Raw genomic sequence first — 25,266 nt, 5'->3', positions numbered from 1 at the left:
TAATGAGTTTTAATGAGAAGTTAGGGTGGTTAACTAAGGGAAAGTATTGATGAAAAAACCCGGAAGGGTAGCTATTAAATGAGCCTTCACCTGCCGGGTTTTAATTTTTCTGAGATATGTAAAACTATTTCTTCTTTATTGTGGCTGCCAGGAACTGATCCAGTGCAGCAACCATTGAAGGAGTCTGGGGTTGAGGAGCTTTAATGCTTAAAGTGAGACCAGCATCTTCTACAGCTTTTGAGGTATTGCTGCCAAAAGCACCAATGATCATTCCATTTTGCTCAAAACCAGGAATATTATCAAAGAGACTTTTTACCCCACTAGGTGTAAAAAAGCAAATCACATTATAGGCGTTTTGGGATAATATCTCCTTTACATCATTGCTGACAGTACGATACATGAATGCCAGCGAAAAGTCGCAATTGTTCGCTTTCAGCCAACCAGTAATTTCATTGTCCTGCTGGTTCTCAGAACAAACATAGAGGAATTTTTCTGCTCCTTTATGCTTATTGATTACGTCAAAAAGGCTCTTATTGGTACCATCAGCCCCATAGAACACTTTACGCTTCCTATACAAAATGAACTTTTGCAGGTAAAGAGCAACGGCTTCCGTGATGCAGAAGTATTTTGTTTCCTGAGATACACTAATCTTCATTTCTTCACAGAGACGAAAAAAATGGTCAATAGCATTCCTGCTGGTAAAAATTACCGCTGTATGGCTTTGAATATCAATCTTTTGTTTTCTGAATTCTTTTGCAGGAATACCATCCAGACGTATGAAAGGGTGGAAATCTAATTCCACATCATACTTCCTGCTAAGTTCGAAATAAGGAGATTTGTCGCTCTCAGGCCTTGGCTGCGTAATCAATATTTTAGTTTTGCTATCGGCAGAGGCCTTATTAACTCCGTTTTTTACCATATGGTTCGGCTAAAAAGTTGCCGCAAAGTTAATGAGATTCAGCGAAAAACGCTAACAAGAGTTTGTTAATCAGTAAAAGAGGCGCAATTTCAAAAGCACACAAGTATATCAGGAAATGGAAAATGTTAATTTGTATTAATTTATGAACCGAAACGAATGAAAGGTAAAAACGGTAAAGAAACAGGGAACCTACCATAATCAGGCTTACGGTAAATAGGGCGGTGTACAGAATCCCATCAGTAAAAGCCAGCCCGATAATGAATGGCAATATCAAAACACCCGCTACTTTATTTGCAGTAAAGACGATAAAAATGTATATGTCTGTAGCGTCGGAAATATTAAGCATCCAGCCAAAGATCTTCAGGGTGATGAATTTCCCGGCATAAATTATTGCCAGACCAGCCAAGCCATATAGCAATAATAGCCAGAAATTAAAATATGTTCCTAGCCTATAATGCTGGAATAGTAATGTAACAAATAGGCTTCCTGCCAAAAGGAAAATCAGGTTATAGAGCAATGATGCCAAAGGAGTATTCATCATTTGCTCTCTAATCTGCCGTTGTTTCATTGATGTACGGAAGAATATCCGGAAGATATCGTCCAGGTAGCGAGGAAACATGTTTTTGACCAAAGCAAATATGATCAATACTAAAAGAATAGAATAGAATAGCGCTTCTTTTCCTCTCCATATTTTCTTTTCACTTATCTGCTTCTCAGGGTTTTTGAAGGAGAAAAAAGGATTGTGGCTGTAAACAGTAGTATCGACCAATCTATAGAACCTGTGTTGGGCAAGCTTGTATAAAGAATCAGAAAGCATTGCAGCCCTGATAGCTGCAGAATCAATCTTAACAGCAACTGTATCTTTTTTTACAGTATCTGCTGTCAATACGCTGTCTGCCTTTACTCTTAAGCTGTCAGTAGACTGTCCGAAACCAAAACTTATCGAAAAGCTGAAAATTACTATTAAAATATATTTCACAAACAAAACCAGAGTTGGGCACGAAGATAAGCAGGGGAACGATTGGAATGACGAATGATTCGATTGACGAATGACGAATGGGGATGACAGATGATGGATAATAGATGGTAGAGGGGATTTTGAGATTTGAGGTCGGAAGTTGGAGATTTGAAGCGGTGGCTAAAAGTAGTTTACGAAGCCCAGGTGAACCTTTGATTGGCGAAGGTTTAGTTCAGTATCGTTACGCTTGCCTATAGCCCAGACAAGATTGAAAATACCGGCCTTGGTTTCAAATGCCATGCCCAGACCGGTTCCTATATAAGAATGATTCTTTTGTTCCTGTAAAGGGTTTCGTCCCCAACCGCCATCTATAAAACCAAAGAAGTTAGAGTTAAGGCCAATGAGGTAGCGATATTCCAATGTGCCGATTGCATATTGTGCCAGGTATTCGCTTTCCTCAGTAAAGCCACGGAGCAATTTATATCCCCCAACCTGGAAAAGTTCGTTCAGGAAATAATTACCACTCTGAAAAACACCGGCATTAATACCTGTTTTAAGGGCGCTTTGCCTGCCTACTGGAAAATACTTTGCCGCTGAAGCAATGACCCGCACCTGGTGTGTCTTCAACTTTGCTGTATCATAAAGACTTTCATAATTGAATGAGGGATCCTTAAGTTCAAGGATTTGATTATTCTTTTTGATCTTTTTGATACCAGCTGCAGCAGAAAGGTAAAACTCTGCTCCTTTTAGCGGGTTAAAACGATAATTGGTGGTATTGACAAGGAACGCGACTCCCAGGTTATTAGAGCTTACATCTGCCTGCTGCGGTAACCGCTTACTTTGCTTGATCAAAGTAGTATCTATTGCACTTAATATACTTTGGCGCTTCTGAAGAAATACAGAGGCCGACTGAGTGGCACTGACCATATAATTGCCCCCCACCTGCATGTTCAAGTTCAGAAAAGTACTGTCCTTACGATACATATCGAACGTAAAATTGAATCCGACAGGGGAATTAAAAACAAAAGGATGATCGTAAAGCAGGTTCAGCCGCGGCGATTTTGCCTGTAATTGCTGCCAGTTGAGACCGATAGTTTCTCCGGCACCTAACGAATTACGCAACAAAACATTAGCCTCGCCTGTAATCAGAAACCGCTTCGTTTCATTCGGATTGCTATTGGGCATAAAACCAGCCAGTACGTTTAGCTGGCTGCTTTTCTTAGGTTTTAGATACAGATCGAGGATAGAGCCTGTACTCAGCATAGTCACCGTAGATGGGCGTACTTCTTCTATATAAGTTAGCTGCTTTAATCTTTGACTGATGGCCTGCAGCTTCTTTTTATTGTAAATGCTTTTCCGGGGAATTTCCAGATAATGTTCCAGAAACTCCTTACTGATCTTAACATTACCGTTGATGCGGATGCTGTCAATCATATAAAGGGGGCCACGGTCAATCTGCAAAAGGGCGGCCACATCATTTCCCTGAATGGAAATACTATCCAGATAAATCCGGGCAAATGGATAACCACTTTCCTCCATGTAGTTCATCAGCTTTTCCTGCCATGCCTGGAAGGCCGGGAAGTCAAAACCATTATTGGAAAAAGAACGGGCAGGCCAGTGTATAGCCTGTAAAAAATCTTCGTCTTTTGACTTGGTGGATATCCTGGCCCATTGGAATCGCTCTCCCAGGTATAGCTGCACCTCTGCGTGAACAGAATCATAGCTTATGTTGTCTACAGAGGAGGCAATGTAACCTTTGGCCTGTAAAAGCGTTGGCAGATTGTTAAGGTAAGATTCGGCTTCGGGACGGGAAGTAAATTTGCGTGTTAATTGAAGTCGCTCTGAAATTACTGAATCTGCTCCACGGTAGTGTACCGAATAAGGTTGAGCTTTAGCCCATAGGGACAAAAGCAGGAAAAAGCAGCAAAGCAGGTAGTTCGAGTGCGGCATCAATTATAGTAAGTAACGTGGTGCGAAGTTATAGGTACAAATTTTAATAAGAATATAAGATTTCTTACGTTTTACAATCACAAATTATACAACGAAATTGGCTGGAATTTATTTGCATATCCCTTTTTGCAGGCAGGCATGCGCTTATTGCAATTTTCATTTTACCACATCTTTGCGGTATAAGAATGAATTTGTTCAGGCCTTGATCAAAGAAATTGAGCTGCAGAAAGACTATTTAGAGGGTGAGCCATTATCTACCATTTATTTCGGGGGCGGAACGCCGAGTTTATTGTCTATTGAGGATTGCCAACATATTCTTAACCAGGTACATTCAACATTTGCTGTATTGCCGGAAGCGGAAATAACCCTGGAGGCAAACCCGGACAATATTTCCAAAGAAATGCTAGATGGCTGGAAGAGCCAGGGAATCAACCGGTTGAGCATAGGCATACAGTCCTTTTTTGAGGATGACCTGCGCTGGATGAACCGGGCCCATAATGCTGACCAGGCATTTCAATGCATTGAAGAAAGCCAGAAGGCTGGTTTTCATAATCTTAATATCGATCTCATTTATGGTTCTCCCCTACTTTCAGACGAGCGCTGGAAGCAAAATGTTGAGACTGCAAATGGCTACAATATCCCGCATCTCTCCTGCTATGCGCTGACTGTAGAAGAAAAAACGCCTTTGCATAAGCAAATCAGGCAGCATAAGAAGGAAGATGTTGATCCGGATAAACAGGCCAGGCACTTTCAATTGCTCATGCAGTGGCTGAAAGAAAAGGGATATGAGCATTACGAAGTATCCAACTTTGCCCTGCCCGGTTGTCGCAGCCGGCATAATTCGTCTTACTGGAGAGGTGAAAAGTATTTGGGGGTTGGTCCTTCGGCGCATTCTTTCAATGGCAACAGTCGTCAGTGGAATGTGGCGAATAATATGAGCTATATTGAGGCTATCAATAAATCAGAACTAGCCAATGAAACAGAAATACTTACCCCTAACCAGCAGTTAAATGAATATATAATGATCTCCCTTCGTACATTGGAAGGCATGGACCTGGATAGGCTTGCCAGGCATTGGGGGAGAGAAAAGGCTGCTTTTGTGGAAGAAAGACTAAAGCCATATGCTGATAACGGGTTGATTACCAGGAAAGAGACTCATGTTAGCCTTACAGAGGATGGAATGTTACTGGCTGATGGGATTGCAGCGGAGCTGTTTTTTGTATAGAGGGGCTATGGGATTTCGGATTTCGGATTTGGGATTTAGGGATGTTGAGGTAATCAATACCATGCTGATAGAGCAGATATGGCTTAGATACGCCTTAGGTACGGAGTAGATACGGACTATATATGGAGTAGCTAGGGAGTATGTACGGAGGATGTTTACTATAACTTTACTATAAGATTACTATAACTTTACTGTAAGTTTTCTATAAGATTACTATAAGAGCTCTTTCGAATTTCCCTATAGATCGGGGAGAAAAAGGAAAATGCAGCATTTAAAATTGGGTGTTTGTGGCAACGATGACACTATCCGCTCACAGGAGCATTATCCTTCCATAACCATAGGTGCAGACAGGCGTAGGTTCTAAAGGGCGCCCATTTGCCGGATATTTTCAAAAGCTGCTGGCGGAATTCTTTTTTATTGGTATCATCAAGCTTGTAAACTTTTTTCATCGCTGTTTGAATACCATAGTCGTCTATAGAAAAAATGTCTTCCCTGCCTAAGGTAAACATCAGCAGCATTTCCACAGTCCATTTGCCTACCCCTTTGATCTGAGTGAGGAGGCTTATGATTTCTTCATTTTCCAAGCTTTCCAGTTTCTTATCGTCCAGGTTGTGTTCTAAAGCAAACCGGGCGACATTTTGCACATAAGCGGCTTTGGCATTGGAAAGTCCTATACCTCGAAGAGTTTCCAGAGGCGTATCAACAATTTGCTGAGGGGTAGGTTCTTTACCGCCGTATAATTCAAGAAAACGCCTATAAATCACCTGGGCCACCTTGGTACTTAACTGCTGACTCATAATGGAAGCACATAGCCGAAGGCAAATGTTGTGATGGAAACTCAATTGCTGAGGTTCTTGTGTATCGATCAGCTTTTTCAACTTTTTGTCTTTCGAAAGGTGGGCGATGTAGTGCATGGGATAAAAGTACGAAATGCCAAGTTAGAGCCAGCAATGAAAAGGATCAGGATTAATGGTTAAAAAGTAAATTATGAGGGATTATTTGGAAGTTTGCATGAGGGATTATTTAATTGAATTGGTTGATGAAAAGAGAGATCATAGTTACAAAAGATGGTTCGCATACAGTGGCAATACCGGAAATGAATGTTACCTACCATTCTCATCATGGAGCTATTCAGGAGTCCATGCACGTATTTATTGAAACCGGGTTGGTGTACTTATTGAGTCAACCTGAGCAGCAGAAAACTCAGTTGCGGATTTTTGAAATGGGATTTGGTACCGGACTCAATGCATTTTTAACTGCGATTGAAGGAGAAAAGAGAAAAGCACACATTTACTACACGGCAGTTGAGAAATACCCGCTTTCCGTAGTAGAAGCCAATTCATTGAACTATCAACTTGTTTTAGGGCAGCAGGATCTTTTTGAGCGATTGCATCATTGTCCATGGGGAGTAGATCATACCATCAATAAATATTTTACCCTGCGCAAGGAACAAACAGATATATTAAGTTTCACTGCACAGGAATCCTTTCACCTTGTATATTTCGACGCCTTCGCACCATCAGCGCAACCAGAGTTATGGACAGAGGATGTGTTTAGAAAGCTGTTTGATATAATGGTTGAAGGAGGAGTGTTAGTGACGTACTGCTCTAAAGGGAGTGTACGCAGGGCCATGCAGGCGGCGGGGTTTGTGGTCACTAAATTGGCCGGGCCGCCTGGAAAGAGAGAGATTGTGAGAGCTGTGAAAACGCCCCAAAGGCACTAAAGTGTCTATTTTGGGGCGCAAACTTCATCAGGCCATACCAAACCAGCTAAGCTATTTCACTGTCCAGCTAATGTTGCCGTCTTTTTCATCTTTCAGCAAAATGCCTGCTTCAGCTAACTGATTACGGATCTTATCGGAAGTAGCCCAGTCTTTCCTGGCGCGGGCTTCTTTGCGGATAGAAATCAAGACATCCATTACACTTTTCAGCTTATCTCCTTCTGCAGCGGTTTCACCTTTCAAGCCGAGGATATCTTCTACATACAGTTTCATCTGGCTTTGCAGTAACTTTAAAGTTTCTACAGACAATCCTCCACCAGAGACATTTTTATCTTTAATAGTATTGATGACCGGCACCAGCTCGAAGATATTGGCCAATACTTTAGCTGTATTGAAATCATCGTTCATGAATTCATCCAACTCTCCAATGAGTTTAGCGCAACGTTCATCCAGTTCATTATCCGTTTGCTGACCGTCACCTGAAACAGGCAGCTGGCTAACCGGCAATTCTTTCAACCATTCATAAGCTTCCATTAAACGCTTCAAGCCTTTTTCCGCTGCCTGCAGTGCTTCATTACTAAAATCAAGCGTACTGCGGTAGTGCGTTTGCAGGATGAAGAACCGTACAGTCATGGGCGAATAAGCCTTTTCCAGTATAGGGTGATCCCCGCTGAACAGTTCCGTAAGCTTGATCACATTATTGTAGCTCTTGCCCATTTTCCGGCCGTTGATGGTGATCATGTTGTTGTGGATCCAATAACGTACAGGAGCTACGTGGTTACAAATAGTGCTCTGAGCGATCTCACTCTCATGGTGCGGGAAAAGCAGGTCCATGCCTCCACCATGTATATCGAACTGCTTACCCAGATACTTGGTACTCATAGCGGAGCACTCAATATGCCAACCTGGGAAGCCTTCGCCCCAAGGACTTTTCCACCGCATGATGTGCTGGGGTGGAGCAGCTTTCCATAATGCAAAATCTGTTTTATTCTGTTTTTCATCCTGACCTTCCAGTTCCCTGGTAGTGGTGAGGAGGTCTTCCACGATCCTTCCGCTCAACTTTCCATAATCGTGGCTTTCCGCATATTTCTTCACATCAAAGTATACGCTTCCCTTCACTTCGTAAGCAAAACCGGCTTTGATAATTTCTTCAATCATTCCTATTTGTTCAACAATATGGCCGGTTGCGGTCGGCTCAATAGAAGGCGGCAAGCAGTTGAACTGCTGCATGGCCCAGTGGAACAGGTTGGTATATTTCTGCACCATTTCCATGGGTTCCAACTTTTCAATAACGGCCTTTTTCGAAATCTTATCTTCAGCTTCACGACCTTCTTCTTCAAAATGACCGGCATCAGTGATATTGCGCACATAACGCACCTTATACCCCAGGTGCATCAAGTAGCGGTAAATTACATCAAACGTTACATATGGACGGGCATGGCCCAGATGGCTCTCTCCGCTTACTGTGGGTCCGCACACATACATACCCACGTGACCAGGAACAAGGGAAACAAATTCTTCTTTTTCTCTACTGTAAGAATTGTAAACTTTCAATGTGCTCATAAGTGCAAAGTAAAGAAAGGAGATTGAAGTTTAGAGTTTGAAGTTTGTAGTTTGGCGGTGAATAGGACATGATGAATGAGCTTTAAACAAGAAAGAATGGAAAATGTGGAATAGAAAATTCTTGAATTGTGAGATGAATATAGTTGAGAAAGATGCCGGCTAAAATTAGGCCCCATTTCAATTTTTCTTTTTTGGAGCAGGTATAATTTTCTCTTTTGGGGCGGGGGGATTGACTTTTAAGTCGGCTACCAGCATGTAATGGTCGGAGTATTTGCGCACATGCCGGTCGAATTGGAGCACGGAGAGGCTTTTGGCTGCCAGGATATAGTCGATGCGAAGCGTTGGCGAAATACCGGAAAAAGTGCGGCCAACGCCAAAACTCTTTTTCAGGAAAGCATCCTGTAAGTTGTCGCTGATGGTATAGTAAGTGTAAGAATTAGGGACGTCATTAAAATCACCCGTCACGATGGATGGATAAGGACTGCTGTTCAATGCACTCTTTACCATGTCTGCCTGGTGAGCCCGGATAATAGTAGCGCGTTTCAATTTCGAAAGAATGCCCCTGGAGCTTTCAAATATGCTATCGTCGCGGTGCTTTATTTTTTCAATGTTCTCATAATCCCGTTTCTTGAACTGAACCGATTGCAGGTGCATGGTATAAAAGCGCAGGGTATCTCTATGAAACACAACATCGGCGTAGATGAGGCTTTCCTGAATGCCGGGTTTAGGAAACCGGACTATCCCGGAATCTATGATTGGATAACGGGAAAAAATAGCCTGCCCCACCCATTGGCGCCCCCCATCATCATCCCAGGAAAAATGGAAGTAGGGATAGCCGAGGTCTTTCATTACATAGTTCAGGTTGTCATAATATTCGGAATCAGTAGAATGATAAAATTCAGAAAAGCAAAGCACATCAGCATTCTGGCGTTGTATGAGATCCATCATTCTTAGCCTTGTCTGGCTTCCTTTATTATTATTGCGTCTCCATTCTACAAACCGGGCTACATTCCAGTGCACCACCCTTAGTACGTCTTTAGGTTTTTCTGTATTGAAATCAGGAATAGGCCGGACAGCTAAAAATACCGATACGCCTTTCCATCCCAGGAGCAAGGCCGCTATAGAAATGAAAATATAACGGGGTGAAATAAGTATCCAGAAGAAGATGAAGAAAATTATAACTAAAAACAGAAGAGGGAAACTTAATCCAAGGAATAGCAGAAACCACCAGGATTGCGGATTCAGATAGGGTCCATAGCAGGCAATCAGGAATACGAATGCTGCCAGTAGATTCAAAAAAATAAAAACCTTTTTTGCCAGTGAAGCAAAATTTCCTGCCATTAGTGCAATTTATCATGATGAGCTCAAAGTTCCAAACCTGAAGAGTTGAGCGTTTAAAGTTCATAGTCCAATGCCGGGAGTTTATAGACCAGAGTGCAGCGGAACTACTTATCATAAAAAAGTTCAGAGTTCATGATCAAGCAACCTGGCTGATAATGAACTCTGAACCTTGAGCAATCAACTTAACGATTTATTTTAGATCTCGTCTTTGCTTGCGGCGCGGCGGAGCACCTCCTTTTCGTCTTCAGAAAGAGAGTGATATCCTTTTTGATTGATCTTATCCAGGATATCGTCTATTTTTTGCTGAGTTATGCTTACTTTCTTTTTGTATGGAGGTACATTACTCTTATAAAAGAGGGTGGTCTTCACATCGCGGCCTTTTTTAGGTATATCGGGATTGAAGAGATTATTCACCCAGTCGAAGAAAGCATTCATCCAATTGCTACCGTCATACCCCTTACGCATCAGGACAACGAACAGAAAACCCATGCCCGCGCCGGCTAAATGAGCTACATGCCCACCCGGGTTGTTGTATGGAATGGTAGCCAGATCAATAATCACAAAGATCATTGTAATTACCCATAGCGGTATGCCCCCATTAATCATTGGGAATATGCGGTAACCAGGAGAAAGTGTTGTAGTAGCAATTGCAATGGCCATCACTCCGGCAGAAGCTCCCAAGGCCCTTGAATTGCCCATGGCATCATGAAGTGGCGGTATAATGTTGAATGCAAGAATATAGGCCAATGCACCTGCCAATGCGCCATAAACGAAAACAGGAACGAGCTTGCGGCTGCCAGCCAGGTCTTGCAGAATATATCCAAAAGCCCACAACCAAAGCATATTAGCAATGATGTGCCATACGTTGTCATGAACAAAGAAGTGGGTAATTAACGTCCACGGTTGCCTGACCAAAACTGACAGACTTGCAGGAAGTGTAATCAAATCCAGTACCTGGTTGTGGTATACCCCCAGTCCATCCCTTCCGTAGCTGAAATAGTAAATGACCTTAATAAAAGCCAGCAGCACAAACACCACAAGGTGAATGGCTATCAGCATAACCAATGAGTTACCGTCCTGACCCACGGTTAGCCTACTTCTGTTTTGTTCTCGATAGTACCTCATGTTACACAATAAATTTACAATCTTCCATTGATAAGATGTTAATAAAATCTCCGGCGGTTTTTACGGTTCCAAAATAAAACAATTAAAAATCCCGTCAAAGCTCCACCCAAATGTGCGAAGCGAGCAATATTGTCGTTACCGAAGCTAGCCAGGCCAAAAAACAAATCAATTCCCACAAGTCCCAGTACAGCCCATTTGGCTTTTACCGGAACGGGTATGAACATAATATAAAGTTCCGTGTTTGGAAACAGGTAGGCAAACGCGGCCAAAATTCCCATCACTGCTCCTGATGCTCCCAATACAGGTCCTAAAGATTGCTCAAACCGGGCGGCTCTTAATTCATCGCCTGCTGCCATTGCCTGTTGCCATTGCTCGAAACTGAAGTACTGCACCAGGATATGACAGGCAGCTGCGCCAACACCACACAGTAAGTAAAATAATAAAAAACGCTTGCCACCCCAAACATTCTCCAAAATCCTTCCAAACATCCACAAACCAAACATGTTGAACAAGATATGGAAGAAAGAATTAGGTGCATGCGCAAACATATGAGTGGCTATCTGGTAAGGTTCAAACTGCGGAAACATTACCGGGTACAACATAATTTTTTCCGTAAGCCCATTGATAGTCAATTGAGCTATATACACCAAAACATTAATAATAATCAGGTTTTTTACGATTGGCGGAAAGCTATCCGGTCTGTATTTAAAATCGTTCATATGTTAAATCTTCCTTCTTAATTTTAATTGCGCCACGTTTTCAATGTGGTGGGTGTGCGGAAACATATCCACAGGCTGAACTTTTGTTACTTCATATTTTTCATCCAGCAAAGCCAGGTCTCTTGCCTGTGTGGCCGGGTTGCAACTCACATAGACTACGGTAGGCGCTTCCATTTCCAAAATCTTCTTTACCAGTTTTTCGTGCATACCGGCACGGGGCGGATCGGTGATAATTACATCAGGCCGACCGTGATGCGCAAAAAAGTCATCATTACACACATCAATAACATCGCCGGTAAAGAAAGCGGCCTGGTCAATACCATTCAGCGCTGCATTTTCCCTTGCATCCTGAACTGCGGCATCGATTACTTCGACCCCAATGATCTTTTTGGCGTTGCGGCTGCAAAATATTCCAATGCTGCCAGTGCCGCAATATAAATCGTACAAAGTTTGAGTGCCATCAAGTTCTGCGAATTCTCTTGTTATCTGATATAACTTTTCACCTTGTTTGGTATTTGTCTGGAAAAACGATTTAGGACCAATTTTAAACTGAAAGTCTTCCAGTTTTTCAATGACATACCCCTTCCCTTTATATACAACAGGTTCCAGGTCGTGCAGGGAATCATTTTTCTTTAAGTTGATCGTATAAAGCAGGGTAGTGATCTGAGGGAATTCTTTTTCTACAAATTGGAGCACCTGCTTTATTTTCTTTTCCTCACCAAACACAATGTTTACCATTATTTCGCCGGTAGTGCACAGGCGCACCTGCATGGTGCGGAGTAACCCCTGATGCTCACGGATGTTGTAAAAGCTAAGATTGTTCTCACGGGCAAAATCACGAATGGCGTTGCGGAGGTCATTGGTTGGCTCAGCCTGGAGCCAGCACTTTTCAATGGCTACAACTTTGTCGAAGAAACCTTTGGCGTGGAAGCCCAAAACCCCCAGTCCGCCTGAGGCGGAAGCATCAGCGCGCAAGCCTTCCTGATCCGAAAGCCCCTGTAGGGGCCGGGGGTGAGGCTTGTCTTCTGTGTACTCCTTCGTACTGAAGGTATATTCCAGTTTGTTGCGGTAGTATTTGGTTTCTGCTGCGCCGGCGATTGGATAAAACTCTGGCAGGGCGATTTTACCGATCCGGGTAAGGTTGTCATAAACTTGTTTGTGCTTGTATTGCAACTGCTTATCGTAAGGGAGCATTTGCCACTGGCAGCCTCCACATACACCAAAGTGCTGGCAAAAAGGTGTTACCCGCTCTTTAGAATACGAAAGGAACTGCAGGGGGTACCCTTCGGCCCAGTCTTTTTTGCTTTTGCCCAGGCGCACATTGATGACATCGCCAGGAACGGCACCTTCAATAAATATAACTTTCCCGTCTTTCCGGGCCAGGGACTTGCCTTCTGCGGCATAGTCCTCTACCAATAAGTTTTCTAATACTATGTTCTTCTTTTTTCTCACGGCGTCAAAAGTACGTCCTTTACCAATGGAGGCATCTTTAACCTAAAAGTGTTTACAACTCTTTAACCAGAGGAACAACACATTTCTTTTATATTTACTTTTGAACCACATACATCTATGAAGCTGTACGCTACCCTACTCTCCTGCTTTTTGGCTAGTTGTGTTTTTGCCCAGGCCCCTAATGGCCATGAAATCAAAGTCACTTTGAAGCCCTTCAAAAACCAATACATTTACCTTGGACACTATTATGGCAAGCAATTACCCATAGTTGACTCTGTTTTATTAAATGAAAAAAGCGAAGCAACTTTTAAAGGTCCTAAGAAGTTAGGCGGGGGTATTTACCTGATCGGGTATCCAGACCGAACACATAATTTTGAACTCCTGGTAGACAAGAATCAGAAATTTTCTGTTGTTGCCGATACCGTCAACATTAACAAGCGCAGCTTTCTAAATTCGCCGGAGAATACAGCATTTATGGCTTACCAGGACTATATGATGAAATATGGAAGCCAAATGGATGCTTTGCAAAAGCAGAGAAGTGGTGCTTCTGAAGCTGATTCACTAAAGATCAACTCTCTGATCGCCAGCATGAATGAAACGCTAAAAAAATACCGAAACGATATTATTGCCAAAGAGCCTGATGGTATCCTGGCCGTGTTGCTAAAGGCTATGAAGGAACCAGAGGTGCCCAAAAACCAACCTACCGGGGACTCTCTTTTTGCTTATCACTACTTCAAGAATCATTATTGGGATGGTGTAAACTTCTATGATGAGCGTCTTGCCCGTACGCCTTTTTTTGAAAGCAGGATTGATAAGTATTTTGAACAATTGGTTTACCCTGTCGCAGATTCTGTGATTAAGGAAATAGACTATATGATGTCATTTGCCAGCATTAATGAAGAGATGCAAAAGTTCCTGCTGCTGAAATTCACAAACCGGTTCCTGAACCAAAAGTACATGTGGGAAGATGCGGTGTTTGTCCACTTATTTGAAAAATACTATTCACAAAAGAATTATTCATGGTTGAATGAAAAAGGTAAAAAACTCATTACTGACCGTGCTTACAGCCTGATGGCCAACCTGACTGGCAAACCTGCTGCAAACATTGAACTACCCAACCCTGAAGGAAAAACCATATCACTTTACGATGTAGAGGCTCCCTATATTTTATTGACTATCTGGGATCCGACATGCAGTCATTGTAAAGAAACCCTGCCAAAACTTGACAGCCTTTACAATTTGAAATGGAAAGCACAGGGCATCAAAATGTTTGGCATGGCGAAAGAAACTGATGGTAAAAAAGAAGACTGGCTGAAGTTTATCAGCGAACATAAACTGGGAAATTGGGTACATGTTTATTATTCCAAAGAAGCAGAAAAGAAGCGGATAGAAGCGGGCATTCCAGGCTACTCTCAATTATTTGACGTACAAAGTTTCCCAACCTTGTACCTATTGGATAAAAATAAAAATATTATTGCGAAAAAGCTTTCAGATACGCAGGTAGATGAGATCCTGGAACATTGGAAGCAGAACGCGATGAAATGATGAATTATTCGAATCCGCAAGAGGCTGACAAGTTTGAATGACGAATAGAAGGAAAAGGATGAGAGATATTTCATTTTTGCATACATTCATATTAACTAACTATCACATTTAATTTATACGCTTTAAAACCGTTCACCCGTGATCCGTCAATCAATACTAGCTGTTGCTATTGCCCTGGGTTTGCAAGCTTCTTCGCAAACCTTGTTTACTTATGGCAACGATTCTGTTTCCGTACAAGACTTTCTACAGGCATACGAAAAAAACAATTCTGCCGGCAAAAACCCTAAGGCTATGCAGGAATACCTTGACCTTTATATTACTGCACGATTAAAAATCAAGGAAGCCAAAGCAAGGGGCTATGACACGCTGCCGAATATTGTCTCAGAAATGCAAAACCTGCGGGCACAAATTCTGCCCAACTATCTGAATGATCCGAAAAGCATGAACAAACTGGTGAATGAAGCATTTGACCGTTCCCAGAAAGATATTCACCTCATGCACATTTTTATTCCTGTAACTGGCGGAGATACAGCATCAACCTATCAAAAGGCAATGCAGGCTTATCAACAGTTACAAAAAGGTGTCCCATTTGCCACTATTGCGAAACAATATTCCGGAGATCCTTCAGCTGCATCAAATAGCGGAGACCTGGGATTTATTACTGTTTTCAGCCTGCCCTACGAATTGGAAAACCTGGCCTATGCTACACCTCCAGGCAAGATTTCTCCAATTTACAGGTCAAAAGCAGGCTACCACATTTTTAAGAATGCCGGAGAAAGGAAAGCACTAGGAAGAATGAGAGCTGCACAAGTCCTCCTGGCTTTTCCGCCCGGAGCAGATGCTGCTTCGAAACAAGAAACCAAAAAGCTAGCAGATTCACTATACAACCGGCTGCTTAAAGGTGATGATTTTGGCAAGTTGGCAGCCCAATTCAGCGCCGACCCTATTTCGGCCCAGACCGAAGGCAGATTTCCTGAATTTGGTGTAGGACAGTATGACCCTGTTTTTGAAGCCACAGCTTTTGCCCTGTCAAAAGACAGCGCTATTAGTAAACCATTTGCAACTGCGCATGGATACCATATTATAAAGCGCATGGATAGGCTGCCTGTAAATAAAGACCGTAACAATGTAGAAGCGATGCAACAGCTGAGAGAAAAAGTACAGCAGGATGAACGGATCAACACAACGCAGGCAGACCTGGTCAAGACCGTTTTACAAAAAGCAGGCTATAAAATTTCCCCTTATCAACAAAATGAATTGAAGGCTTACACCAGCCAGGCGCTGGATAGTCAAACAAGTGGCACTCAATTCCAAATTAAAGCCACTACACCATTGTTCCAGCTAGGCAACAAAACCACCACTGTTGACGATTGGATTACTTACGCCCGCAACAATCGCTTTAAAATTGATGGTACCAGCAAACCATTTGAACAGTTATGGGATGAATTCATGCAATACACTGCCCTGGAGTATTACAAGGACAACCTGGAAACTTTCAATCCTGAATTCCGCAGTCAATTGACAGAATTCAGGGAAGGCAATTTGTTTTTCGAGATCATGCAAAAAGAAGTATGGGGTCCAGCTCAAAATGATACGGTCGCTCTTCAGAACTATTACCTGCAACATAAAGACCAATATATCTGGAAAAAAAGTGCAGACGCCATCGTTTTCTATGCTGGCGATGCAACCACCGCACAGCAGGTGCTGGCTCAATTGAAAAAATCTCCTGGCAAATGGCGTGAGATCGTAGAACAGTACAACGAAAAGGTGACAGCAGATTCCGCAAGGTTTGAGTGGAGCAGCATTCCCGGGATTACCAATGCATCAACGAATAAAACCTTTACACAACCGCAGATCAACAAATCAGATAATACAACGGCCTTTGCTTATATTATACAGGTTAATATGCAACCGGTTCAACGCACTTTTGCGGAAGCCCGCGGCTCCGTGATCAATGATTATGGAATTGAATTGGAAAAGAAGTGGGTAGAGGAATTGAAGAAGAAGTATCCGGTGAAGAAGTACGCGCAAGCCCAGCTCACCCCCGGCCCCTAAAGGGGAGGGCAGCGCGGCAAAGCCTTAGCTTTAAAATATCTATTAAGAAAGCCCTCAACTTTGAAAAGTTGAGGGCTTTCTTAATTAAATAATATACAGCTAAGAATATACAATTAAGGCTCCGCAGCCCAGGCCTCCCCTTTAGGGGTTGGGGGTGTTAAACCAGCTCCTTCACCACATTCGCAATCACGTGTGGTTTGCCCAGTGTATAGTAGTGTAATACGGGTACACCGGCAGCTTTTAACTCTTTGGACTGTTGCAACAGCCATTCTGCACCCACTATTTCCACATCTGCATCAGTTTTACACCTTAAAATTTCACTAGATAATTCTTCCGGTATATCCACATGGAATGTGCGGGGAATAACCGTCAACTGCTTTTTAGAGGTGATTGGTTTTAAGCCTGGTATGATCGGGATGTTGATGCCATAACTACGGCAGGCTGCCACGTATTCAAAATACTTTTTATTATCATAGAATAATTGGGTTACCACGTAATCAGCTCCTGATTCAACTTTTAGCTTCAGGTGGTAGAGGTCTGTCTGCATGTTGGGCGATTCGAAATGTTTTTCCGGGTAGCCGGCTACACCGATGCAAAAGTTGGTTTTCACAGCATTCTTCAAGTCTTCTTCCAGATAAATACCATTATTCATATTACTTATCTGTTGCAACAATTCAATAGCATATTTATGACCACCTGGCTCTGGCTCGAAGGAACTTTCGTTTTTAGGAGCATCGCCGCGGAGCGCCAGCACATTATCAACACCCAGGAAGTTCAGGTCAATTAAGGCATCTTCAGTCTCCTGCTTGCTAAAGCCTCCACAAATGAGGTGAGCCACAGCATCAACTTTATAGCGGTTTTGAATGGCCGCACAAATGCCAACTGTACCCGGACGCTTACGCACTTCAACTTTTTCAAAGCTTCCATCCTGCTTTTTCTTGAACATGCTTTCACTGCGGTGGTAGGTAACATTAATATACACCGGCTTAAACTCCACCAACGGATCTAAATGTTCCCAGAGTGCATTAATGCTTTTTCCTTTCAGGGGCGGAAGAATTTCAAATGAAATCAGCGTGCTATTACCGGCCGCCTGGTTAATGTGGTCAATTACTTTCATAAACGGGGGCAAAGGTAAGGAGTTAGCATATAAAGAGGAAGAAGACAAACTCTGTTAACTAAATACAAAAGCATATGTATCATCTAAATGCTGCACAGACCATTTCACTTAATTTTGCCCAAACTTTTTTGATTGAGTACGACCATTCATACATCCAACCTGGTGAAGCGCTATGGCAACCGCACCGTTGTGAACCATGTATCTGTAGATGTAAAGCAGGGCGAAATCGTGGGTCTGCTGGGACCGAACGGAGCGGGAAAGACCACTACCTTTTATATGGTGGTTGGGCTGATCAAACCGGATGAGGGCGATGTTTTCCTGGACGACCAGAATATTACGCCACTCGCAATGTATAAGCGGGCGCAAATGGGCATTGGTTACCTGCCGCAGGAAGCTTCTATTTTCAGGAAACTTAGTGTTGAGGACAATATTTCAGCAGTGCTGGAAATGACTAAGCTCACCAAAAAGGAACAAAAGGAAAAACTAGAAAGCTTGCTGGACGAGTTTCGCCTGCACCATGTGCGCAAAAGTCCGGGCGATGTGCTGAGCGGAGGAGAAAGAAGACGTACTGAGATTGCCCGCGCACTTGCTGTTGACCCTAAATTTATATTGCTGGATGAGCCCTTTGCAGGTATTGACCCCATCGCGGTAGAGGATATCCAAACAATTGTTGCCAAATTAAAGTTTAAAAACATAGGTATATTAATCACCGACCACAACGTAACAGAAACTCTTTCTATCTGCGACAGGGCATACCTGCTTATTGAAGGAAAGATCTTCCGCCATGGAACTGCCGAGGAACTGGCTGTGGATGAACAGGTGAAAAGGCTGTACCTGGGTCGGAACTTTGAACTGAAGAGAAAAGACTACCTGCTGGAAGAAGTGAATCCTAATTCTATGACTAATAATCTGTGATTTTTTGAGGGCTGGTTATTTCCCCAGTTCTCTTTATCTTGCCAATCACAGATGAAATTATTAAGTCCCGCCATATCTAGCTTTGCCCGGATGCGACTGTGGTCTATAGACCAATGGATCAACGATGCTGCTGCCAACCAACTTGTTGTATGGCAAGATTTACTGTCTGCCGGCCAATATACTGATTTTGGCCGCCGCCACAGGTTTTCGGAAATACAATCGCTGGCTGATTTTAAGAAAGTTGTGCCTATCCACGAGTATGATGATCTTAAGCCTTATATCGAACGCATGATGAAGGGCGAAGAAAATGTATTGTGGAATACGCCAGTAGAGTGGTTTGCCAAAAGCAGCGGCACTACTTCAGATAAAAGCAAATTCATTCCTGTTAGCCAGGAAAGCCTGCAGGATAATCATTTTAAGGCAGCAAAAGACGTTTTAGCGTTCTATTACGCAACACACCCGGAGAGCGATTTGCTTACTGGGAAATCGCTGGTGATTGGCGGCAGTCACCAGATCAACCAGTTGCACGAAGAAATTCATTATGGCGACCTAAGCGCCATAATACTGCAAAACTCTCCTTTTTATGGCCACTGGCTGCGCACGCCAGATCTTTCTATTGCCCTGATGGATGAATGGGAGAGCAAGATTGAAGCCCTAGCCCAATCTACCATCCAGGAAAACGTAACTTCCATGGCGGGCGTTCCGACCTGGCTGATCGTGCTCCTAAAGCGGATACTTGAGATTACAGGGAAGACCACGATCAAGGAAGTATGGCCCAACCTGGAATTGTACCTGCATGGTGGCGTAAGTTTTATTCCCTACCGGAAGCAGTTTGAAAATCTGATTGGTGCCCCCATTAACTACCAGGAAATGTACAATGCTTCTGAAGGTTTTTTTGCCGGGCAGGATGATGTGGGCAAAGAGGGGATGCTACTGATGTGTGATCATGGAATCTTTTACGAGTTTTTACCCATAGATGAATGGGGCAAAGAATCACCCCAAACCCTGCAACTGAATGAGGTGGAAGCAGGGAAGAATTATGCACTTGTTATTACAACTAATGGCGGATTGTGGCGCTACCTGGTAGGCGACACTATTCAATTTGTTACATTGAATCCATTCCGAATTAAAGTTTCCGGGCGACTCAAGCATTTCATTAATGCATTTGGTGAAGAATTGATTGTTGATAATTCAGACCAGGCTATTTCAGCAGCCTGCCAGAAAACCGGGGCCATCGTTAATGATTATACGGCTGCACCAATTTTCTTTTCAGAAAATGGTAATGGCGCCCATGAATGGCTGATCGAATTTGAAAAAGAGCCGGAAAGCCTGGAGCAGTTTGTTCATGAATTGGATTCTGCCTTAAAGAGCATCAACAGCGACTATGAAGCCAAACGCCATAAAGACATAGCCCTGCGCCTCCCAGTGGTGCAAGCAGTGCCTAAAGGCATTTTTAATAACTGGCTTAGCAGCAAGGGAAAGCTAGGAGGACAGCATAAAGTGCCCCGCTTGTCCAATGAAAGGCAGACGCTGGAAGAGATCAAGAGGTTTGTGATGGCTGAGGAGGTGAGGTGAATGACGAGTGAGGAGAGAAGATGATTGAGCGCTCGCAAACTCATTCAATAGGATTACATTTGCCCTCCAAAAAACCGACTTCATGAAGCTTTTAGAAAATAAAGTTTGTATTATTACCGGCGCAGCCCGCGGAATTGGAGAAGGCATTGCCTTGAAATTTGCCGAGCAAGGCGCTCATGTGGCGTTTACTTATGTAAGTGAAGGCAGTGCAGAAAGAGCTGCAGCCCTCGAAGAAAAATTAAAAGGCTTTGGCGTAAAGGCAAAAGCTTACCGTAGTAATGCTGCTAATTTTAATGAGTGCGAAACACTTGTTAACGACGTAGTCAAAGAATTTGGCGGTGTAGACGTTTGTGTCAACAATGCAGGTATTTCAAAAGACAACCTGTTGCTACGAATGAGTCCAGAACAATGGGATGAAATAATGGAGGTGAACCTGAAAAGCATCTTCAACATGACCAAACAGGTGATCAGGCCCATGATGAAAGCCAAGAGCGGCAGTATTATTAATATGAGCTCTATTATTGGTTTGATGGGAAATGCAGGTCAGTCGAGCTATGCAGCCTCTAAAGCAGGCATCATTGGTTTCTCCAAGTCAGTAGCGAAAGAACTGGGCAGCCGTAACATTCGCTGCAATGTGATTGCTCCCGGATTTGTAGAAACAGATATGACCTCCTATTTAAAAGATGGAGAACAAGCGGATAAATACAAAGCGGGTATTCCTTTGGGAAGATTCGGTACTGCAGAAGATATTGCCAACGTAACTCTTTTCCTTGCCTCTAATATGAGTGCTTACGTTACCGGACAGGTGATCAGTACGGATGGCGGGCTGTATATGTAATTTCTATAATTCTTTTATTATCAGACCTGGAGGCACCCCGCCTACCAGGTCTTTTTCGTATAACACAATAAGCAAATACACTTACTATCCTTAAATAATTGTTTTACTAACGGTTAAGGGTATTGACAAAACTTATGTTCATCATTCTGTTAAAAGAACTATATAATTCATCTACACAGCATTACCAGCAAATTACTGATCATATATAAGTATTTGATAACTAGCATAAATAGACGAAATACATTTTTTTTAGCAGTATACAAACCTGGCAAGTATTTACACTTATCAGCATCTTTTTTCGCAAACGGGGCACTTTTATATTAAGAGTAACCTATACCTTTGCAACCATCTTAAAGAAATACTCATCAATATTTCTTTAAGTAAAGAGTGATCATGGTTATGCGAAAAATCTTTTATCCGTTGACCTGCATGAACATGAAGAACCAAATTCAATAACGTTATGAGATTTTTTAGAGGTTTCTTTTTCCTGCTTCTATGCATTTCCTGCATTAGTGTGTCTGCACAATTACCTTCCGACCTCAGCATGGTCAAAGCGGCACAAATTTCTGATAGTCAGTTAAAACAATATATCAATCAGGCAAAAGCGTCAGGAATGACACCGCAGGAACTGGAAACAGAGTTGCTGAAACGCGGATTTCCCTCTTCAGAAATGGAAGAATTGAAGGTCAGGATACAACAATTTGTAGGCACTTCAGAAATACCTGGCGCGTCAGTTAAGGATGAATCAGTCAATTTTGCCAGTAAAAGAACAGCTCCTAAAACTGATATTCAATATGAGTCTTTAGAAAGTATCAAAAAGCGTTCAAGGATCTTCGGTTCGGAACTTTTCTCCAATACCAACCTCACTTTTGAGCCAGACCTGCGCATGCCTACTCCAAAGAATTATATTATTGGACCTGATGATGAATTGATCCTGAATATATATGGTATGAACCTTTCACAACAAAACCTGAAGGTTTCACCAGATGGATCTGTGAACGTAAAGTATGCAGGTGTTATCAACGTCAATGGATTGTCTGTAGAAGCAGCTACAGCAGTGTTTAAAAGCAGATTGGTAAAATTCTACCCTGCCCTGAACAGCGGACAGACCAAACTCCAGTTGACTCTAGGAAATATCCGCAGTATCCGCGTGATTTTGATCGGTGCCATCAACAGGCCTGGTACTTATACCCTACCCTCTTTAGCAACGCTCTTTAACGCTTTGTATGTAAGTGGGGGCCCTGCAGAAAATGGTTCCTTCAGAAATATTGAATTGATCAGAAATAACAAAGTAATCCAGAAAGCTGACTTATATGATTTCCTGGTAAAAGGCGACCAAAGGAGCAACCTGAGGCTGGAAGATAATGATGTGATCAGGGTTCCATTTGCTGATATGCTAGTTACTTTAAATGGAGAACTAAACCGACCTGGCATATTTGAATTGCGTAAAAATGAAAGTCTTGAAGAGGCTTTGCAGTATGCCGGCGGTTTTAAAAGCAAAGCATTCAGGGGCAGGATCACAGGTAACAGGATCGCAGACTTTGAACGTAAAGTAATCGATGTTGCAGGAGACTCGCTTCATGCTTTCAAACCAATGAATGGCGATGAATTCTTTATTGATTCAGTGATCAACCGCTATCAGAACAGAGTAATAATCAAAGGTGCTGTTTTCAAACCAGGAGCCTATGCACTGGAAAATGGCATGACCCTGAGCAATCTTATTCTTAAAGCACAAGGTCTAAAGGAAGATGTTTTTACCGGCAGGGCACTGGTAGTACGCACCCGTCAGGATCTTTCCAAAGAATATATAGCTGTTGATTTAAAACCGATCATAGCTGGCAATGAAAGTGGCCTGCAGCTTCAAAAAGAAGATAGTGTACACATTGCTTCGATCTTTGATCTGAAAGACACAGCTACGATAACTATTAATGGTGCGGTACGCAGACCTGGAATATTCCGTTATGAAGATGGTCTCTCTTTAAAATCGCTCATCTTCAAAGCTGAAGGCTTTGCAGATAATGCCACAGGTATGGGCATTGAAATTTCCCGGCGGAAAAGAGATGTAGAAGTAAATAAAGCAGGCAGCAATATTGTTGAAATCATCCGCCTGGATGGCAATAAAGATCTTTCGGGCACTTCTACAGACCTGGTATTAATGCCGTTTGATATTGTGACCATCAAGGAGGACCCCTATTACCAGAAACAAATCAGTGTAAAGATCAGCGGTGAAGTCTTGATGCCAGCTGTTTATACCCTTCAGAGTCGTGAGGAGCGGTTGAGTTCATTGATTAGCCGTGCTGGTGGATTGTTGTATACAGCTAATGTGAATGGGGCGAAGTTGATACGTTTAAAGAAAGGTGTTGTGGATACAGCAGAAGTTAAGCGACTGTTCATGGCGGCAGTGAAAGATACTTCAAAAGTAAAGGCTGAGGGAGTTAATAAGACTACTTCAGATGTCGCTATTGACTTGAATTACATTTTGAAGCATCCGGGAAGTGCGGATGACATCACACTAGAAGAAGGAGATGAATTGATCATTCCGCGTATTAATAATACAGTAAGCGTTAATGGAGAGGTGTTTAAGCCTTTGGATATTATGTATGAGAAGGGCAAGAAGATGAATGATTATATATCAGATGCGGGGGGTGTGACCCAGTTGGCGAAAAGGAACAGGGCTTTTGTGATTTATGCGAATGGAAGTTCGGCGAAGATTAGAAAGACGTTGGGTGTTATCAATAATTATCCGAAGATATATCCAGGGTCGAGCATTTATGTTCCTGAGAAGCCGAAGAAGACTGGCCTAGATGCAGCAAAGGCGGGGATATTTATATCGGCAATAACAGCGTTGATAACAGCGGCTGCGTTGATTGTGAAGTAGTAGTTAAGTTCATAGTGAAAAGTTAGACTGGATTCGTTAAGCATTTAGAGTACACATTTAATAAACTGATAAGTATTTAGCCTTAGTTAGCAATATGCTTATCAGAAAACATAACTAATTTCTTTGCTCTGTCAAAAAAGCTTTGTGTGACTGAGGTGGCGAAGCCGTGCTTTTTCAGAAGCAACATTCTTGAAAAACTGCTTTTATTATGGAATCAACTGAAGTAGCAGAATATACACTTGTTGATATTCTAAATGGTGTTAGAACCTTTATCAATTATCTATTGAGCAAATGGTGGTTGGTTTTACTTTTCTCTTGTGTTGGTGCCGGTTTAGGAATCGTATATTTTTATATACAAAAGCCGAAGTATGAAGCTGCGTGCACATTTGTGTTAGAAGAAAAGCAAAGCGGCATGGCGGGGCTTAGTGGACTTGCATCTCAATTTGGAATTGACATTGGAGGCTTAAGTGGAGGCGGGAGCATATTTGCCGGAGATAATATCTTAGATATTCTTAAATCAAAAAAAGTAGTAACTCTGGTCCTATTGAGCAAAATAGAAAATCATGGATCTGATAGTTTAACCTTAGCAGACCTTTATCTTGATTTTACAGGAAGGAAAAAGAAGTGGGAAAAGGATCCTCAACTCGCTGCAATAAATTTTAAAAATGCCAATTTATCAATGAGCCCTGTTCAAGATAGCGTTCTCAATGTTATATACAAAACAATAATCAAAAAAAATCTCTCTGCAGATAGATTCAATAAAAAGGGTACCATCATTAAAGTTCAGGTTACTGCAGAAAATGATTGCTTCGCTAGGCTCATGGCCGAACGACTAGTTGATGAAGCCAGTAAAATGTACCTGAACATTAAAACTGGGACAGCCCTGGTTAACATCAATCGTATGCAACGACGTTCAGATTCTTTACTCGCGTTATTGAACAACAAATCTTATGTAGCTGCCGCTGTGCAACCTTTAGATGCCAATCCTGGAATAACAACTGCAAGAGTTCCGGTTGAAATTGCCTCCCGCGATAAAACAGTTATCGCCACTTTATATACAGAGGTTACAAAAAATCTGGAAGCCTCTAAAATGATACTAGCTCAACAAACACCAATTATACAAGTGTTGGACAAACCAGATTTGACACTTGATGACAATAAGAAAGGATTGTTTTTGATCATTATTATATCCTTATTTTTTACCAACTTCATTGTTATTAGCTTTTTAGCAATTTTATATTATCTAAAAATAATAGCCTCAGCTCAAACAACAGAGTGATGCGCAGGTAAAAGTGCAGTTGCCTTTGCAAGGTTATGCGTTGATGGCACAGGAGGCCAAGGGAAATGTAAAGGTTGTTGCCATTGGAACTG

The 25,266-nt window shown here is 42.4% G+C and carries 19 protein-coding genes; 9 read left to right on the top strand and 10 right to left on the bottom strand.

The features are described 5' to 3' along the window. Positions 1-124: 124 nt before the first annotated feature. The 3 genes from OCK74_RS05305 to OCK74_RS05295 all read right to left on the bottom strand — a co-directional run bounded on the left by OCK74_RS05305 (position 125) and on the right by OCK74_RS05295 (position 3,827). Complete coding sequence (locus OCK74_RS05305) at positions 125-919, bottom strand: uroporphyrinogen-III synthase (protein ID WP_279295968.1); 795 nt, start codon at positions 917-919, stop codon at positions 125-127. A 28-nt stretch (positions 920-947) separates the two neighbouring features. Next, complete coding sequence (locus tag OCK74_RS05300; protein WP_279295967.1) at positions 948-1,898, bottom strand: DUF4271 domain-containing protein; 951 nt, start codon at positions 1,896-1,898, stop codon at positions 948-950. A 159-nt stretch (positions 1,899-2,057) separates the two neighbouring features. Then, on the bottom strand, positions 2,058-3,827 hold the full coding sequence (locus OCK74_RS05295) for a POTRA domain-containing protein (protein WP_279295966.1): 1,770 nt from the start codon (positions 3,825-3,827) through the stop codon (positions 2,058-2,060). A 97-nt stretch (positions 3,828-3,924) separates the two neighbouring features. Here OCK74_RS05295 and hemW point away from each other — a divergent pair, with 97 nt between their 5' ends. Beyond that, positions 3,925-5,052, top strand: coding sequence for a radical SAM family heme chaperone HemW (gene hemW, locus OCK74_RS05290; RefSeq protein ID WP_279295965.1), 1,128 nt, complete (start codon positions 3,925-3,927; stop codon positions 5,050-5,052). A 302-nt stretch (positions 5,053-5,354) separates the two neighbouring features. Here the strand turns inward: hemW and OCK74_RS05285 are convergent, their stop codons facing one another. After that, entirely contained in the window at positions 5,355-5,966 is a 612-nt protein-coding gene (locus tag OCK74_RS05285; RefSeq protein ID WP_279295964.1) for a DNA-3-methyladenine glycosylase family protein, read from the bottom strand. 125 nt (positions 5,967-6,091) lie between these two features. Between OCK74_RS05285 and mnmC2 the strand changes: the two genes are divergently transcribed. Next, positions 6,092-6,775, top strand: coding sequence for a tRNA (5-methylaminomethyl-2-thiouridine)(34)-methyltransferase MnmC2 (gene mnmC2 / locus OCK74_RS05280; RefSeq protein WP_279295963.1), 684 nt, complete (start codon positions 6,092-6,094; stop codon positions 6,773-6,775). Between the two features lie 51 nt (positions 6,776-6,826). Here mnmC2 and cysS read toward each other — a convergent pair whose 3' ends face one another. The 5 genes from cysS to rlmD all read right to left on the bottom strand — a co-directional run bounded on the left by cysS (position 6,827) and on the right by rlmD (position 12,972). Then, positions 6,827-8,335, bottom strand: a complete 1,509-nt coding sequence (gene cysS, locus OCK74_RS05275) for a cysteine--tRNA ligase (RefSeq protein WP_279295962.1) — start codon at positions 8,333-8,335, stop codon at positions 6,827-6,829. 177 nt (positions 8,336-8,512) lie between these two features. After that, positions 8,513-9,676, bottom strand: coding sequence for an endonuclease/exonuclease/phosphatase family protein (locus OCK74_RS05270; protein ID WP_279295961.1), 1,164 nt, complete (start codon positions 9,674-9,676; stop codon positions 8,513-8,515). 195 nt (positions 9,677-9,871) lie between these two features. Beyond that, positions 9,872-10,801 carry a rhomboid family intramembrane serine protease gene (locus OCK74_RS05265; protein ID WP_279295960.1) on the bottom strand — a complete coding sequence of 310 codons (930 nt, stop codon included), beginning with the start codon at positions 10,799-10,801 and terminating at the stop codon, positions 9,872-9,874. A 38-nt stretch (positions 10,802-10,839) separates the two neighbouring features. Then, complete coding sequence (locus OCK74_RS05260; protein WP_279295959.1) at positions 10,840-11,520, bottom strand: rhomboid family intramembrane serine protease; 681 nt, start codon at positions 11,518-11,520, stop codon at positions 10,840-10,842. A gap of 3 nt (positions 11,521-11,523) precedes the next feature. Continuing rightward, positions 11,524-12,972: a 23S rRNA (uracil(1939)-C(5))-methyltransferase RlmD gene (rlmD, locus tag OCK74_RS05255; RefSeq protein WP_279295958.1), complete on the bottom strand. Its 1,449-nt coding sequence runs from the start codon at positions 12,970-12,972 to the stop codon at positions 11,524-11,526. Between the two features lie 117 nt (positions 12,973-13,089). Here rlmD and OCK74_RS05250 point away from each other — a divergent pair, with 117 nt between their 5' ends. Further along, positions 13,090-14,517: a DUF5106 domain-containing protein gene (locus OCK74_RS05250; RefSeq protein WP_279295957.1), complete on the top strand. Its 1,428-nt coding sequence runs from the start codon at positions 13,090-13,092 to the stop codon at positions 14,515-14,517. Positions 14,518-14,655: 138 nt separating this feature from the next. Then, positions 14,656-16,572, top strand: a complete 1,917-nt coding sequence (locus OCK74_RS05245) for a peptidylprolyl isomerase (RefSeq protein WP_279295956.1) — start codon at positions 14,656-14,658, stop codon at positions 16,570-16,572. Between the two features lie 157 nt (positions 16,573-16,729). Here OCK74_RS05245 and metF read toward each other — a convergent pair whose 3' ends face one another. Further along, on the bottom strand, positions 16,730-17,689 hold the full coding sequence (metF, locus tag OCK74_RS05240) for a methylenetetrahydrofolate reductase [NAD(P)H] (protein WP_279295955.1): 960 nt from the start codon (positions 17,687-17,689) through the stop codon (positions 16,730-16,732). Between the two features lie 132 nt (positions 17,690-17,821). On the opposite strand from metF, the gene lptB reads away from it, so the two are divergent. The 5 genes from lptB (at position 17,822) to OCK74_RS05215 (ending at position 25,174) form a co-directional block, all read left to right on the top strand. Further along, the gene (lptB, locus tag OCK74_RS05235) at positions 17,822-18,604 is read left to right on the top strand and encodes an LPS export ABC transporter ATP-binding protein (RefSeq protein ID WP_279295954.1); all 783 of its coding nucleotides are present in this window, start codon (positions 17,822-17,824) and stop codon (positions 18,602-18,604) included. 51 nt (positions 18,605-18,655) lie between these two features. Then, entirely contained in the window at positions 18,656-20,179 is a 1,524-nt protein-coding gene (locus OCK74_RS05230) for a GH3 auxin-responsive promoter family protein (RefSeq protein ID WP_279295953.1), read from the top strand. 82 nt (positions 20,180-20,261) lie between these two features. Then, on the top strand, positions 20,262-21,017 hold the full coding sequence (fabG, locus tag OCK74_RS05225; RefSeq protein ID WP_279295952.1) for a 3-oxoacyl-[acyl-carrier-protein] reductase: 756 nt from the start codon (positions 20,262-20,264) through the stop codon (positions 21,015-21,017). A 460-nt stretch (positions 21,018-21,477) separates the two neighbouring features. Further along, a complete protein-coding gene (locus tag OCK74_RS05220; RefSeq protein ID WP_279295951.1) occupies positions 21,478-23,895 on the top strand; it encodes an SLBB domain-containing protein in 2,418 nt (805 codons plus the stop codon). A gap of 208 nt (positions 23,896-24,103) precedes the next feature. Continuing rightward, positions 24,104-25,174: a GumC domain-containing protein gene (locus OCK74_RS05215; protein ID WP_279295950.1), complete on the top strand. Its 1,071-nt coding sequence runs from the start codon at positions 24,104-24,106 to the stop codon at positions 25,172-25,174. Positions 25,175-25,266: the final 92 nt, after the last annotated feature.

Source organism: Paraflavisolibacter caeni (genome assembly GCF_025628885.1).
Taxonomy (GTDB): domain Bacteria; phylum Bacteroidota; class Bacteroidia; order Chitinophagales; family Chitinophagaceae; genus Flavisolibacter; species Flavisolibacter caeni.
The sequence above is the reverse complement of the archived record's forward strand: the minus strand, read 5'-3'. Positions and strand labels throughout refer to the sequence as shown.